Source organism: Nonomuraea composti, from assembly GCF_012034275.1.
GTDB lineage: Bacteria > Actinomycetota > Actinomycetes > Streptosporangiales > Streptosporangiaceae > Nonomuraea > Nonomuraea composti.
On the sequence record NZ_JAATEP010000013.1, the window covers coordinates 1 to 13,709 of the forward strand.

The window sequence follows — 13,709 nt, forward strand, 5'->3', positions numbered from 1 at the left end:
CTTCTGGTGAGGCGGGCGGCCAGGATGATGAGCCAGATGGCGGCGGCGGTGATGACGGCGGTCAGGGCGATGATGCTGGGGGTGGCGATCTCCAGTGGGCGCATGGTGGGGCGTCTTCCCGGGTGTGGGTGGTTTATGCGGCCCCTCTCCGTGGTTGCTCGATAATGAACATTATGTCAAGTAGAGGGGGTGGCGGGGAGTCAGGCGCTCCCCTGTGCGGGTGGGGCGCGCGGGTTTTCTGGGAAGATTTTTACGGCCGCTCGATCGTTGTGAGCGGGGGTGTGCGCAGGGGGCTGGAAGGCGGCTGAGCGGGGGTGACGCGGTGTCATCGGCTCTGGTCGCACGGCCTGCGCGGGCGTTGACGGCCGCTTTGACTTTGGGTTGATTCCTGTTCTTGGTGGCGGATGTGGCCGTAGGGTGGAGCTCCTGCTATTCGCGCCGCGAGAGGAGCAGCACGGTGAGGAACGAGTCGGTGTTATGTCCGGTGTGTCAGAGGGTTCTGCCGGCCACCGGTAAGGAGTCGTACACGCCGCTGCGGGGGCGGCTCATCGTGACGAACGGGTACTGCGCGGGCGGCTGCGCCGAGGTGACCGAGCAGACGTTGACGCAGCACACCTTGACGGAGCAGGCGCAGACGCAGCAGATGACGCGTCCGCAGCCGGTCGTCCCCTCCCCTGCCCCGAACCCGATGCCTGCCCAGAATCGTGCCCAGGTGCAGCCCGCGGCTCGTGCGGGCCTGCGGGTGGTGCGTTAGAGCGCCTCGTCCTCAGTGGTGGCCGTCGGTGGTGTGCCAGTAGTCGCGGGTACGCACGGCCAGGCCGTCGGGGTCGAACTGGGCGAAGACGCAGCCTGCCAGGGTGATGGGGCGTCCGTTGTCGTAGGCGCGGACGCGGAACTCGATGGCGGCCCGGTCGCCGTCGACCAGGGGTGCGGAGAAGGTCACCTCGGGGTCGCGCTCGTCGGTGAAGGACCACGTGATGTAGTCGGCGATGGCCTGCCTGCCGTGGTGCGGCGGGCGGAACGGCATGCTGGTGTGGACGGCGTCGTCGCGGTAGAGGGCGGTGATGGCGGCGACGTCGTGGTGGGTCCAGCCGCGCTGCCAGGTGTCGGCGAAACGCTGGGCGGCCTGCCAGATGTCCATGGGCTGCCTTACGGGTGGGTTCAGGGGGTGTAGGGGCGTACGGCGGTGACCGCGGCCAGGGGCAGTGGCCCGTACAGGTGCGGGAAGCCGTTCTCGAGGCGCACGTCGAGGCCGGCCGGGTCGATGTCGAGAATGAGCAGCGGCTCGGTGACGTGCCCGTAGAAGGCGGTGTGGACGCCGCGCAGCTGGTCCAGGTCGCGGCTGCAGTGGATGAAGCCCTCCTCTTCCAGGGTGCGGCCGAGGGTGGAGATGCGGTACTCCCCCGCCGTCCGTGCGTTGTCCCAGTCCGTGGCCAGGGCGAGGTGGTGGATGGTCATGGGGTCCTTCCGGCGGTGGCCTGGGTCAGGGCGAGGCCGAGCAGGGCGCGGGCCTCGTCAAGAGGGCGTTGTTCCACGACGTGTTCGAGCCACAGGGTGGAGACGGTCGTGTAGAGGAGGCGGACGCGGGGGTCGTTCTCGGGCCGGCCGAGTGTTTCGGCGATGAGGCGGACGCAGCCGTCGGTCCAGCGGCGGGCGATGTGCTGCAGGACGGGGTCGCGGCCGGCGTGGACGTACAGCTCCCACAGGCCGAGCTGGCGGGTGCGGTCGGCGGTGGCGACCTGGTCGGTGAGGGCGGGCAGGCCGTGGCGGGTGATCCAGGCGCGGGTGGTGGCCAGCTCGGTCTCGACCAGCTGGGCGAACGCTTCGGCCAGGAGCTGGTCGCGGGAGGCGAAGTAGTAGGTGGTGGCGGCCAGCGGCAGGTGGGCGCGCTGGGCGACGGCGCGGTGGGTGACGGCGTTGAAGCCGCCCTCGGTGAGCAGGGCGACGGCGGCGTTGAGGAGGGTGGCGCGGCGGCGGCGGCCGCGTTCCTGGCTCGGGGTGCGCGGGGTGGTGCCGTCGGTGTGCCCGTCTGGGTGCCCGTCTGGGGAGCCGGGTGGGTTCAGTGCGTTCAATGGCCACCTGCGAGGTTGAGGAGGACGACGCCGCCGATGATGAGCAGGATACCGCTGATCTTGAGTGGGGTGAGGCTCTCCCCCATGAACGCGGCGCCGATGAGGGCGATGGCGGCGGTGCCGGCGCCGGACCAGACGGCGTAGGCGGTGCCCATGTCGAGCTGGAGTTTCAGGACGCGGGCCAGCAGGGCGAAGGAGGTGATGTAGCCGGCGGCGACGGCGATGCTCCAGCCGAGGTGGGTGAAGCCGTTGCTGAGCTTGAGGGCGGTGGTGGCGAGGACTTCGCTGGTGATGGCGAGGGCGAGCAGGATCCAGGCCATGGGTTCTCCTGGGGTGCGGCGAAAAGTGGTACGGGTGTCCTGATTTTACGGTGCCGCTCCCCCACCGGCGGCGCGGGTTGAGGGGAATCGCTTGAAAACCGAGTCGAATACGTGTTCCACTGGAGGGTGTGGCTTGGGACGCGCTTTCGCTGGTCGACGCCGCCGACGATCGCCCGCTGATCGAGCGGCGGGCCGTGCTGCGTGACGGCTTCTACGAGCTGCAGGCCCGCACCGTGATCGAGCGGGTGCCGCCGGCCGCGGGCATCGCCCAGCAGTGGGCCGTCTCCCCCTACCGCGGCTGCGCCCATGCCTGCCGCGGCTGCGGCGCCCGCACCGCGCACCGCAAGCTCGGCCTCGACATGGGCCGCGACTTCGACACCCGCATCGTCGTGCGCCCGAACGTCGCCGAGCGGCTGCGTGCCGAGCTGCAACGCTGGGGTGGCGGCGAGATCGCGGTCGGGCTGGGCGGCGACTGCTACCAGGCGGCCGAGGAGACCTACCGGCTGATGCCGCGCGTGATCGCGGCGCTGGCCGGCGCGGGCACCCCGTTCACCGTCTACACCAAGGGGCCGCTGGTGCTGCGCGACGCCGAGTTGCTGGCGCGGGCCGGGGCGCGGGTGGCGGTGTCGATCGCGTTCGTGGACGAGCGGATCCGGCGCGCCGTCGAGCCCGGCGGGCCGCCCGCGCAGGCGCGGCTGGAGCTGGTCTCGGCGCTGGTGGAGGCGGGCGTCGACTGCCGGGTGCTGATGGCGCCGGTGCTGCCGCTGCTGAGCGACGCCGCCGACCAGCTCGCCGCCACCGTACGCCGCATCGCCGCGGCCGGGGTGCGGCGGGTGGAGCCGGTGGTGCTGCGGCTGCCGCCGGGCACGCGCGCCTGGTACGTGGAGTGGCTGGAGCAGGCGCATCCGCAGCTCGTGGCCCGCTACGAGGAGCTGTACGACCGCGCGGGCCTGCCGTCACCGGCCTACGAGGGCCGGATCACGGGGCAGATCGCGCAGCTGTGCCACATGTACGGGATGGAGTACGGCGCCCCCGAACCGGCACAGGGCGAGCCGAAGGCGGCGCAGCTCGCGCTCGTCTGACAGCCCCCGTCTCGTCTGACAGCCCCGGTCGTCCCCTGGCCTGTCTGGTGAGAGGTCAGTCGGCCGGCAGCGGCCAGCCGTTCAGCACGTGGCCGGGGTGGTCGCGCAGGAACCGCCGCCGGACCTCGATGTACCGGGTGGGCGTGAGCCCGGTGAAGGCGCGGAACTCGTGGCCGAAGTGGGCCTGGTCGAAGTAGCCCGCGCCGCCGGCGAGGCCGCCCCAGTCGATGGGCCCGGCGGGGTCGATCGCGAACACGGTGGCGGTGAAGCGGTGGGTACGGGCGAGGCGTTTGGGGGTGACGCCGATGAGCTCCTTGAACCGCCGCGCCAGATGGGTGCTGCTGACCCCGGCGGCCACGCTCAGGTCGCCGATCGTGACCGTCCCGCCGCTGGCCGCGATGACGTCGCTGGTGTGGCGGACCAGCGCGAGGCCGGGGGTCTCGCGCAGCCGCCGCATCAGCTCCCGCTCCAGCAGCGTCAGCATCGCGTGCGGCCCGCTCGCCGCGGCCAGCCGCTCGCGCAGCTCGGCGACGGCGGCCCGGCCCCACACCTGCTCCAGTGTGACCGGCCGGTCGCGCAGCTCGGCCGCGGGCATCGGCAGGAACGGCGCCGGCCCCCACGGTTTGAAGTGCACCCCGACGGACCGGGTGCGGGGCGGGTAGCCGAACTCGACGGCGCGGGTGGGCATGGTGAGCACGCAGCCGTCGGCGTAGGCGCCCGCTTCGGTGTCGGTGCCGGCGCGGATGCGGAACGGCGCCCCGAGGTTGACGATCAGCAGGGCCGACGGGCTCGGCGGCAGCGTCAGCCGCGCGTACGGGGACGCGCCCTCCAGGTAGTAGAGGTCGTCGATCAGCCCGTCCAGCGGCGGTCGCGGCACTCTGGACACGTACTCCACCCGCACAGTATCCCCGGAACGGGCGGGCGTGCGCGTCAGGAAGGCCGGTGGGGTTAGCCGGTGGCGGCCGGGGTGGAGCGGACGGCGAGGCGGTCGAGGGAGATGCCGAGCACGTCGGCCAGCGCCGCGATGGTGAAGAACGCCGGCGTCGCGATGCGGCCGGTCTCGATCTTGCGGAGGGTTTCGGCGGACATGCCGGCCGCGGCGGCGACCTCGACGATGCTGCGATCGCCGCGTGCCTGGCGCAGCACCTGGCCGAGCTGCTCGCCGCGCAGCCGCTCCTCGGGGGTCAGCGGTGGTCGCACCATGGCCCCACTGTATACCGGCCGCGGGAGGGGGCTCGCACCGCGCCATGGACCGTACAGCGTCCCGTACACCATACGGTAACGTGGGGGGATGGACGACAGCATCGAGATCACCGGCGCGCGCGTCAACAACCTCAAGAACGTCAGCCTGCGCATCCCCAAGAACCGCCTGGTCGTCTTCACCGGCGTGTCCGGCTCCGGCAAGTCCTCCCTCGTCTTCGACACCATCGCCGCCGAAGCCCAGCGCCAGCTGAACGAGACCTACACCGCCTTCATCCGCAACCGCCTGCCCTCCTACGACAAACCCGACGTCGAATCCATCGACCACCTCAGCGCCACCATCGTCGTCGACCAGAAACCCGTCGGCGGCAACGCCCGCTCCACCGTCGGCACCATGACCGACATCATGCCGATCCTGCGCGTCCTGTTCTCCCGCTACGGCACCCCCAGCGCCGGCTACTCCTTCGCCTACTCCTTCAACGACCCCGCCGGCATGTGCCCCGGCTGCGACGGCCTCGGCCGCGCCGTCCGCCTCGACATCGACGCCCTCATCGACGACGAACGCTCCCTCGACGACGGCGCCATCCGCTTCCCCCTGTTCGGCGTCGGCACCTGGCAATGGCAGATCTACGCCCGCTCCGGCACCTTCGACCCCGCCAAACCCGTCCGCGACTACACCCCCGCCGAACGCGACCTCCTCCTGCACGGCAGCGGCTTCACCGTCGACGTCCACGGCAAGAACGGCACCCTCAACAAGGTCGACTACGAAGGCGTCGCCGACCGCTTCACCCGCCTCTACCTGCGGCGCGACACCTCCACCCTGTCCGAACGCACCCGCCGCGCCGTCGCCGGCCTCATCACCGAAGGCCTCTGCCCGCAATGCCACGGCGCCCGCCTCAACCAAGCCGCCCTGGCCACCCGCATCGGCCCCCACACCATCGCCGACCACGCCGCCATGGAGATCACCGACCTCATCACCGTCCTGGACGGCCTGCACAACCCCGTCGCCGACGCCGCCGCCCGCGCCCTGCGCCGCCTCAACGACATCGGCCTCGGCTACCTCACCCTCGACCGCGAAACCTCCACCGTCTCCGGCGGCGAGGCCCAGCGCCTCAAAACCGTCCGCCACCTCGGCTCCGCCCTCACCGGCATGACCTACGTCTTCGACGAGCCCAGCGCCGGCCTGCACCCCAGCGACGTCGGACGGCTCAACACCCTCCTGCGAGCCCTGCGCGACAAAGGCAACACCGTCCTGGTCGTCGAGCACGACCCCGACGTCATCGCCATCGCCGACCACGTCATCGACCTCGGCCCCGGCGCCGGCACCCACGGCGGCCAGGTCGTCTTCCAAGGCGACGGCGCCGCCCTCACCCGCGCCGACACCCCCACCGGACGCGCCCTGCGCCACCGCGTCCCGCTCAAGACCAGCCCGCGCCACCCCACCGGCCGGCTCCCTGTGTCCCCCGCCACCCTGCACAACCTGCACCAGGTCGCCCTCGACCTGCCCACCGGCGTGCTCACCTGCATCACCGGCGTCGCCGGCAGCGGCAAATCCACCCTCGCCACCCGCATCCTGCCCGCCCAGCACCCCGCCGTCACCATCGTCGACCAGAGCGCCCCCGGCACCTCCGCCCGCTCCAGCCCCGCCTCCTACCTCGGCATCCTCGACCCGATCCGCCGCCTGTTCGCCCGCGCCACCGGCGCACCACCCGCCCTGTTCAGCCACAACTCCGACGGCGCCTGCCCCCGCTGCGAAGGCCGCGGCCTCATCCACACCGACCTGGCCTTCATGGACCCCATCACCACCGTGTGCGAAATGTGCGACGGCACCCGCTACCGTCCCGACGCGCTCACCCACCGGCTGCGCGGCCACTCCATCGCCGACGTCCTCGCCCTGACCGCCGAGCAGGCCGCCGCCTTCTTCACCGAGCCCGCCGTCACCGCACGCGTCCACGCCCTGCTCGACGTCGGCCTCGGCTACCTCACCCTCGGACAGCCCACCTCCACCCTGTCCGGCGGCGAGCTGCAACGCATGAAACTCGCCGCCGAGCTGCACCGCACCGGCGCCATCCACGTCCTGGACGAGCCCACCACCGGCCTGCACCTGTCCGACGTCCAGACGCTCATCGCCCTGCTGGACCGGCTCGTGGACGGCGGCAACACCGTCATCGTCATCGAGCACCACCTCGACGTCGTCAAACGCGCCGACTGGGTGATCGACCTCGGCCCCGGCGGCGGCAAGCACGGCGGCCGCGTCCTGTTCCAAGGGCCGCCCCAGGACCTCGTCTCAGCGCCGGGCTCGATCACCGGCGCCCACCTCAAAGCCGCACTCGGCTGACCGGGCGCCCGGCATGCCCGGCACCGGCTAATAAGCCGGGTAATAAGCCGTGCTCCAGCTCCGCCACCCGCCCGTGGCGCAACCACTGCCGGCCCATCGCCCGCCGCTCCACCACGGCAACCCGGGCGCGGGGCCCACTGCGCCGTACCGTGACGACCGGCGCCACCACGGCACGCGCTTTCGCTGATAACCCGCACAAGGGACGAATCCGCCGCCGCCTCACCTGACGCCGCGCGAGATCCCGCACGGGACCACGCCCCGGCCCGCACGGCGCGCGGCGGCCCGCCGGCCGGCGGGCCGCACCGGCACGCCGCCGGAAAGCAGCAGCCGTTCCACTTCCTAACATGAGGCGTAACTCCAGTCGATCAGCACCCGCGCCACCCCGCAGAGCCGGGACGGCACGCGCTGTCATGGACGCGCTGTGCATACTGGCGACGCGGGGGCCGTGGCCGGCGTGGGCCACGCTCCCGGGTCGTCGCCCCCAGGTTATGTCCCGCTCACGCCGCAGGTCCGCCCCGATCACGAAGCCACAGCAACTTTTGACCTTGGCATGGCACGCCCCCTGCCCGCCCTTGACCAGCCGTCACGGCGCCTGGTTGTCCTCCAGGAGCTGCCGGGCACGGGCGAGGAACGCCTGCCGGACCTCCTCCGGATGCAGGATCCGCAGCGGCCGGCCGAGGCTGAGCAGGTAGCGGGCCAGCCCGTCGGCGTCCGGCCCGCCGATGTCGACGATCGTCGCGTCCGCACCGTCCGGGCGGTGCACCCCGACCGTCGGCGGCACCAGCCGGCGCGCCTCATCGGCCGGCACCGCCAGCCGGATGCTCACCCGCATCGGGTAGGGCCGCGACGCGATGCCCGTGCCCACCATCCGCGCCGGATCCGGCGGGTCGGGCAGCGCGCCGGCCTGCCCGGTCGCGTCGGCGTCGACGATGCGGTCCGTACGGAAGGTGCGCCAGTCCTGCCGCGTCACGTCATAGGCCAGCAGATACCAGCGGCGGCCGGTGTAGATGAGCCGGTAGGGATCCACCCGCCGCGTGGACGTCGTCCCGCCCCCGTCACGGTAGGTCAGCCGCGCGCGTTCGCCCCGCCGGCACGCCGTCGCCAGGCCGAGCAGCAGCGCCGGCGAGATCCGACCGTCGTCGGGGAAGGCGGTGTGGGTGAACGCGGCGTCCAGCTCCCCGAGCCGGTCGGCGATCCTGGCCGGCAGCACCTGGCGCAGCTTCAGCAGCGCCGACAGAGCCGCCTGATCGCTGCCCGACACCCCGCTGAACGCGGCCGCGCGCAGCCCCACGGCGACCGCCAGCGCCTCCCCCTCATCCAGGATCAGCGGCGGAATGCCGGTGCCGGGCCCGAGACGGTAACCGCCCCACGGGCCCATCTCCGACTCGATGCCGTAGCCGAGCTCCCGCAGCCGCGCGATGTCCCGCCGGACCGTCCGCTCGGTGATCCGCAGCTGGGCGGCCAGCTCGGCGCACGTCCAGGACTGCCGCGCCGACAGCAGAGCCAGCAGCTGCAGCAGCCGCGCCGAGGTGTTGACCATGGCTGACAGTCTCCCCGATGACCAGGACCGTTTCTGACCGGGTCATCCCGTAATCTCGCCGGCGAGACCGAGAACCCCTCGGCGCAAAGCCCATGACGATCGAAGGGCAGCACCCATGCAAGCACGGATGAAGAGCCTGGCGAACCCGGACGTGATCACCGCGATCCAGCACCTCCACAAGGCGATCCACGCCGCCGGCGTCGACCCGCTCGTGCTCGAACTCGTCCACCTGCGGGCCAGCCAGATCAACGGCTGCGGCCCGTGCGTGTTCGCCGGCGTCCAGTCGGCCAAGAAGCTCGGAGAGACCGACGAGCGGCTGCACAGCGTGGCCGCCTGGCGCGAGACCCCGTTCTACACCGAGCAGGAGCGGGCGGCGCTCGCGCTGACCGAGGCCGCCACCCGCATCCAGGACGGCGCGCCAGGCGTGACCGACGACATCTGGGACGCCGCCGCCACCTCCTTCGACGAGAAGCAACTGTCGGCGATCATTCTGAACATCGCCCTCACCGGCTTCTTCAACCGGATCAACCACACGATCCGGGAGCAGGCCGGCAGGGCCTGGTCGTAACCCATCCCTTCGACGATCACCAGGGGCACCTGACGATGAGCGACGAACTGACCGTCCCCGACGCCCAAGCCTGGCACGACTGGCTCACCACCCACCACGACACCTCGCCAGGGGTATGGCTGGTCCTCGCCAAGCAGAGCACCACCCGGCCCACCAGCCTCACCTACGACCAGGCACTCGACGAAGCCCTGTGCCACGGCTGGATCGACGGCCGGCTACGACGGCGGGACGACACCACCTACTGCCGCCGCTTCACCCCGCGCGGAAAGCAGAGCGCCTGGTCGGCACGGAACGTCGCCATCGTCACCCGCCTCATCAGCGAGGGCCGCATGCACCCGGCCGGCCTGGCCGAGGTCGAACGCGCCAAGGCCGACGGCCGCTGGGAACGCGCCTACGCCGGACAGGCCGCCATCGAGGTACCCGCCGACCTGGCCGCCGCACTGGCCGCCAACCCCCAGGCACAAGCCATGTTCGACATCCTCACCGCCCAGAACCGCTACGCCATCCTCTACCGGCTCGCCAACGCCAAACGCGCCGACACCCGGGCCCGCCGCCTCACCCAGTTCGTCGACATGCTCGCCCGCGGCGAGACCCCCCATCCCCAAAAGCGCACCCTCGGCAGCTGAACGCGGGGGCCCGGCCCGCTCCTCTCAGCCGTCCTCCTCCACGCACACCATCAACCGCGTCACCAGCTCCTCCGGCGCCGTCACCGCCGGATCCGACACGTACACCTCACGCAACGACCCCCGCACCACATGCCGCCGCTCCGCGCACCACGCCAGCACCGCATGCGCCGTCAACGAGATCTGGTCGTACGGCCCCACATGCGTCGCACAAGCGAACACCCCGCCCGGCAGCACCTCCACCCGCGCCCCCGACACCCGCCACCCCTCCTGAAGCACCAAAGCCGCCGACACCTCCACCACCTCCCCCAGATCCACCGGGAACAGCCCCACCAGCCGCACCGGCCCATCCCCCGGATACGCCGCCTCCAGCACCCGCGCCACCGCCAGCGACGTCGCCCGCCCGATGTCCGCCACCCCCGAGGCCCGCTCCCGCACCACCGCCACCCGCGACGCGGGCTCCCGCACCAGCCGCACCTCCGCCGCCGGCAACCCCCCGGCCATCACCCGCTCCAACGCCGCCAGCGTCCGCCGCCGCCGCGCCAGCTCCGCCTCCAACGCGTCCCGCACCCCCGACAACGCCCCCGCCGCCTCCTGCGGCGGACGCCCCAGCACCTCACCCACCACCGCCAGCGGCACATCCAGCGACCGCAACAACCCGATCGTCAACGCCGCCCGCGCCTGCGACGCCCGGTAATACCGGTAACCCGTCTCCGCGTCCACGAACGCCGGCCGCAGCAACCCCAGCTCGTCGTAATGCCGCAACTGCTTCACACTCAACCGCCCCAGCCGGGCGAACTGCCCGATCGGCAGCAACTCCTCATCCACGCCCACCAGCATGACCCCTCCCACAAGCGGAGAGTCCACCCGGCTTGACCCTCACCCCACGTCACCCCGCACAGTGGACACCATGAGCTTCTCCGTCGGACAAGTCGCCCGCCTGGCCGGCATCACCGTCCGCACCCTGCACCACTACGACGAGATCGGCCTGCTCACCCCCGGCGAGCGCACCCACTCCGGCTACCGCCGCTACACCGACGACGACCTCGCCCGCCTGCAGCAGATCCTCCTCTACCGCGAGCTCGGCTTCCCCCTCGACGAGATCGCCGTCATCCTCGACGAACCCCACACCGACGAGCTCACCCACCTGCGCCGCCAGCACGAGCTCCTCACCCGCAAAGCCACCCGCCTGCAAGAGGTCATCGCCGCCGTCGAACGCACCATCGCCGCCCGCGCCGGCGGCATCACCCTCACCCCCGAAGAACGCTTCGACATCTTCGGCGACTTCCGGCCCGAAGACCACGACGCCGAAGTCGAACGCCGCTGGGGCCACAGCCAGGAGCTCGCGCAGACCCGCCGCCGCGTCGCCGCCTACACCGCCGCCGACTGGCTCCAGCACAAAGCCGAAGCCACCACCATCACCGACGACCTCATCGCCGCCCTCAAAGCCGGCCTGCCCGCCGACAGCCCCGCCGTCATGGACATCGCCGAGCGCCACCGCGGCCTCATCACCCGCTGGTTCTACGACTGCCCGCCCGACCTGCACCGCTGCCTGGCCGACCGCTACGTCGACGACCCTCGCTTCACCGCCACCTTCGAGGCCCTGATGCCCGGCCTGGCCGCCTACTTCCAGCACGCCATCCACGCCAACGCCCGCCGCCATACCCCCTGACCCCACTACATACCCTTGCAGGCATATAACCAGCCCGGTATATTCGCGGACATGCCCTTCGACGTCCTCGCCGAACCCGCACGACGCCACATCCTCGACCTCCTCCTCCAACGCCCCCACCAAGTCAGCGAACTCACCCACCACCTCGGCCTCACCCAACCCGGCACCAGCAAACACCTGCGCATCCTGCGCCAAGCCGGCCTCGTCACCGTCCGCAAAGACGCCCAACGCCGCTGGTACGAACTCCGCCCCCAACCCCTCGCCGAGATCGACGCCTGGCTCACCCCCTACCGCAAACTCTGGAACACCGCCCTCGACCACCTCGAACACCACCTCGACACCATGGACGACCACCCCGCGCAGGACGGCCCCACCCCATGAACGAGACCCTCACCCTCCACCCCGACGGCCGCACCACCCTCACCCTCCAGCGCCGCCTCCCCCACCCACCCGAAAAAGTCTGGCGCGCCATCACCCAGCCCCAGCACCTCGCCGCCTGGTTCCCCGCCGACGTCACCATCAACGGCGACCACATCACCTACGGCTTCGGCCCCCACGGCCACATCACCCACAACGACCCACCCCACACCTTCGCCCACACCTGGGGCGAGGACGAACTCCGCTGGCACCTCACCCCCGACGGCACCGGCACCCTGCTCACCCTCACCCACACCTTCACCGACCACCACGGCGCCGCCAGCTTCGCCGCCGGCTGGCACACCTGCCTCATCGCCCTGCTCGCCCACCTCGACCAGCGCCCCAGCCCCGTCCCAGCCGACCCCGGCCCCGCCCACAGCGCCCGCCTCCACGAGGACTACCACGCCATCCTCGGCCTGCACTCCACCACCGCCGACGGCACCACCGTCCGCACCGAACGCCAGCTCACCCGCCCCGCCGAACACGTCTGGCACCTCCTCGGCGGCCCCGACGCCACCCCCGGCGCCCTGCCACCCGCACCGTTCACGATCCCCGGCCTGCGGCCGGGTCCTGTCACCCGCGCCGAGAGCGCCAAGCTCCTGGAGTACGACACCGCCACCGGCAGCGTCCGCTGGGAGCTGACAGCAGGCACCGGCCAGGGCCCGCGCCTCATCATCACCTGCACCGGCGCCCCCGGCACCGCCGACGCCTGGCGCATCCGCGCCGAAGAACTCGCCGCCTCCCTCATCGCTTGAGGGGTTTTGATCACGAAAAAAGGGCGAGGGATCTTCATCATACCCTCGCCCTTTACGTTGTAGATTCTCTAAGCGATCAAGCCCAGCGCGGCCGCCGTCACCGCCCGCGCCCGTCCCGGCACCACCAGCAGATCCGTCGAATCCGACAGCTGATCCACGCACCCCGTCACCGGCAACCCCCTGATCACCGGGTCCGACACCGACGCCAGCAACGCCCGCGCGAACCGCTCCGCCCCGATCACCCGGAACGGCCGGTCGAAGAACGCCCGCACCCCCTCGTCCAGCCGCTCCGCCAGCGCCATCCGGTTCTGCAGCGCCGCCACCCGCCCGTACGCGGCCGACAGGCCCTCCTCCCGTTCCCGCCACGACCGCGCCGCCATCGCCGCGCCCAGCGACTCCCCCAGTTCCGCCGACCCCGGCAGCCGCGCCAGCGCGCTGCCCAGCCATTTCGCGTACGGCGGATAGCGCCGCCGCAGCAGCAGCGCCAGACGCATCACCTCCCGCGCCAGCCGCGCCCCCACCACGGCCGACCCCAGCTCGTCGCCCACCTCGCCGCACCGGCCCACGAACGGCTCCTCCTGGCAGATCCGCTGCCACTGGCACGCCAGCACGTACCGCCACACGTCCTGCGGATACCAGCGCACCGCCGCCCTGGCCGCCTCCAGCCCCCGCTCCCCCAGCCCGTCGCGGAACACCGCGCCCCCGGTCACCTCCGCCAGGCGCTGCCACGGCGCCGCCAGCCAGTCCAGCAGCGACACCCCCTCCCGGGGGTCGAAGCCGAGCCGCTCCACCAGCCACTCCCCCAGATCCGCCACCGTCACCCCGGGCCGCACCCGCTCGTGATAGGCGAACACCGTCGGGAACCCGCCGAATTCGTCCGGCAGGCCCGCCACCACCTTCGCCTCCACCTCGGCCACCAGCTCCGCCGGCACGAACAGCAGCACCCGCGGCCCCCAATCATGATCAGCCGAACGCGCCGTGTCGAACTCCAGCACCTCCGACCCCGGCCCGATCAACGCGGCACTGTGCGGAACCCCGGACACCAGCGGCGCCACCACCTCGCCATAGAAGGCGCGCGACAGCTCAATACCCGGTACAAAGTTGGACATCACTCCGTCAACT

At 71.9% G+C, this 13,709-nt stretch carries 17 protein-coding genes; 8 read left to right on the plus strand and 9 right to left on the minus strand.

Annotated features, from left to right (window positions below; all coding sequences use genetic code 11):
* The first annotated feature begins 484 nt into the window (after positions 1–484).
* The gene (locus HCN51_RS19560) at positions 485–754 is read left to right on the plus strand and encodes a hypothetical protein (RefSeq protein WP_168010974.1); all 270 of its coding nucleotides are present in this window, start codon (positions 485–487) and stop codon (positions 752–754) included.
* A gap of 12 nt (positions 755–766) precedes the next feature.
* Here the strand turns inward: HCN51_RS19560 and HCN51_RS19565 are convergent, their stop codons facing one another.
* Genes HCN51_RS19565 through HCN51_RS19580 form a run of 4 tightly spaced genes read right to left on the minus strand, consistent with a single transcriptional unit; the run spans position 767 to position 2,392 of the window.
* Positions 767–1,141: a nuclear transport factor 2 family protein gene (locus HCN51_RS19565; protein WP_168010975.1), complete on the minus strand. Its 375-nt coding sequence runs from the start codon at positions 1,139–1,141 to the stop codon at positions 767–769.
* Between the two features lie 20 nt (positions 1,142–1,161).
* The gene (locus HCN51_RS19570) at positions 1,162–1,458 is read right to left on the minus strand and encodes a DUF952 domain-containing protein (RefSeq protein WP_168010976.1); all 297 of its coding nucleotides are present in this window, start codon (positions 1,456–1,458) and stop codon (positions 1,162–1,164) included.
* Positions 1,455–2,072 carry a TetR/AcrR family transcriptional regulator gene (locus tag HCN51_RS58130; RefSeq protein WP_206067262.1) on the minus strand — a complete coding sequence of 206 codons (618 nt, stop codon included), beginning with the start codon at positions 2,070–2,072 and terminating at the stop codon, positions 1,455–1,457. The genes HCN51_RS19570 and HCN51_RS58130 overlap by 4 nt, the downstream gene beginning before the upstream one ends.
* Entirely contained in the window at positions 2,069–2,392 is a 324-nt protein-coding gene (locus HCN51_RS19580) for a DMT family transporter (RefSeq protein WP_168010977.1), read from the minus strand. The genes HCN51_RS58130 and HCN51_RS19580 overlap by 4 nt, the downstream gene beginning before the upstream one ends.
* Before the next feature lie 128 nt (positions 2,393–2,520).
* Here HCN51_RS19580 and HCN51_RS19585 point away from each other — a divergent pair, with 128 nt between their 5' ends.
* Complete coding sequence (locus HCN51_RS19585; protein ID WP_346433710.1) at positions 2,521–3,474, plus strand: radical SAM protein; 954 nt, start codon at positions 2,521–2,523, stop codon at positions 3,472–3,474.
* A gap of 55 nt (positions 3,475–3,529) precedes the next feature.
* Here HCN51_RS19585 and HCN51_RS62305 read toward each other — a convergent pair whose 3' ends face one another.
* The gene (locus HCN51_RS62305; RefSeq protein WP_206067263.1) at positions 3,530–4,360 is read right to left on the minus strand and encodes an AraC family transcriptional regulator; all 831 of its coding nucleotides are present in this window, start codon (positions 4,358–4,360) and stop codon (positions 3,530–3,532) included.
* Between the two features lie 62 nt (positions 4,361–4,422).
* Complete coding sequence (locus HCN51_RS19595) at positions 4,423–4,677, minus strand: helix-turn-helix domain-containing protein (protein ID WP_168010978.1); 255 nt, start codon at positions 4,675–4,677, stop codon at positions 4,423–4,425.
* A gap of 88 nt (positions 4,678–4,765) precedes the next feature.
* On the opposite strand from HCN51_RS19595, the gene HCN51_RS19600 reads away from it, so the two are divergent.
* Complete coding sequence (locus HCN51_RS19600) at positions 4,766–7,012, plus strand: ATP-binding cassette domain-containing protein (RefSeq protein WP_168010979.1); 2,247 nt, start codon at positions 4,766–4,768, stop codon at positions 7,010–7,012.
* 583 nt (positions 7,013–7,595) lie between these two features.
* On the opposite strand, the gene HCN51_RS19605 is transcribed toward HCN51_RS19600, so the two are convergent.
* Positions 7,596–8,552: a helix-turn-helix transcriptional regulator gene (locus HCN51_RS19605; RefSeq protein WP_168010980.1), complete on the minus strand. Its 957-nt coding sequence runs from the start codon at positions 8,550–8,552 to the stop codon at positions 7,596–7,598.
* A gap of 115 nt (positions 8,553–8,667) precedes the next feature.
* Here HCN51_RS19605 and HCN51_RS19610 point away from each other — a divergent pair, with 115 nt between their 5' ends.
* Complete coding sequence (locus tag HCN51_RS19610; protein WP_168010981.1) at positions 8,668–9,120, plus strand: carboxymuconolactone decarboxylase family protein; 453 nt, start codon at positions 8,668–8,670, stop codon at positions 9,118–9,120.
* Between the two features lie 35 nt (positions 9,121–9,155).
* Positions 9,156–9,746, plus strand: a complete 591-nt coding sequence (locus HCN51_RS19615; protein ID WP_168010982.1) for a YdeI/OmpD-associated family protein — start codon at positions 9,156–9,158, stop codon at positions 9,744–9,746.
* Positions 9,747–9,770: 24 nt separating this feature from the next.
* On the opposite strand, the gene HCN51_RS61405 is transcribed toward HCN51_RS19615, so the two are convergent.
* Positions 9,771–10,571, minus strand: a complete 801-nt coding sequence (locus tag HCN51_RS61405; RefSeq protein ID WP_346433711.1) for a MerR family transcriptional regulator — start codon at positions 10,569–10,571, stop codon at positions 9,771–9,773.
* Between the two features lie 82 nt (positions 10,572–10,653).
* Between HCN51_RS61405 and HCN51_RS19625 the strand changes: the two genes are divergently transcribed.
* Genes HCN51_RS19625 through HCN51_RS19635 form a run of 3 tightly spaced genes read left to right on the plus strand, consistent with a single transcriptional unit; the run spans position 10,654 to position 12,587 of the window.
* Positions 10,654–11,415 (plus strand): MerR family transcriptional regulator, encoded by a 762-nt coding sequence (locus tag HCN51_RS19625; protein ID WP_168010984.1) that lies wholly within the window; start codon positions 10,654–10,656, stop codon positions 11,413–11,415.
* Between the two features lie 51 nt (positions 11,416–11,466).
* Positions 11,467–11,796, plus strand: a complete 330-nt coding sequence (locus HCN51_RS19630; RefSeq protein WP_168010985.1) for an ArsR/SmtB family transcription factor — start codon at positions 11,467–11,469, stop codon at positions 11,794–11,796.
* The gene (locus tag HCN51_RS19635) at positions 11,793–12,587 is read left to right on the plus strand and encodes an SRPBCC domain-containing protein (RefSeq protein WP_168010986.1); all 795 of its coding nucleotides are present in this window, start codon (positions 11,793–11,795) and stop codon (positions 12,585–12,587) included. Before HCN51_RS19630 ends, HCN51_RS19635 begins: the two co-directional genes overlap by 4 nt.
* Positions 12,588–12,655: 68 nt before the next feature.
* Here HCN51_RS19635 and HCN51_RS19640 read toward each other — a convergent pair whose 3' ends face one another.
* Positions 12,656–13,696, minus strand: a complete 1,041-nt coding sequence (locus tag HCN51_RS19640; RefSeq protein ID WP_168010987.1) for a DUF4037 domain-containing protein — start codon at positions 13,694–13,696, stop codon at positions 12,656–12,658.
* Positions 13,697–13,709: the final 13 nt, after the last annotated feature.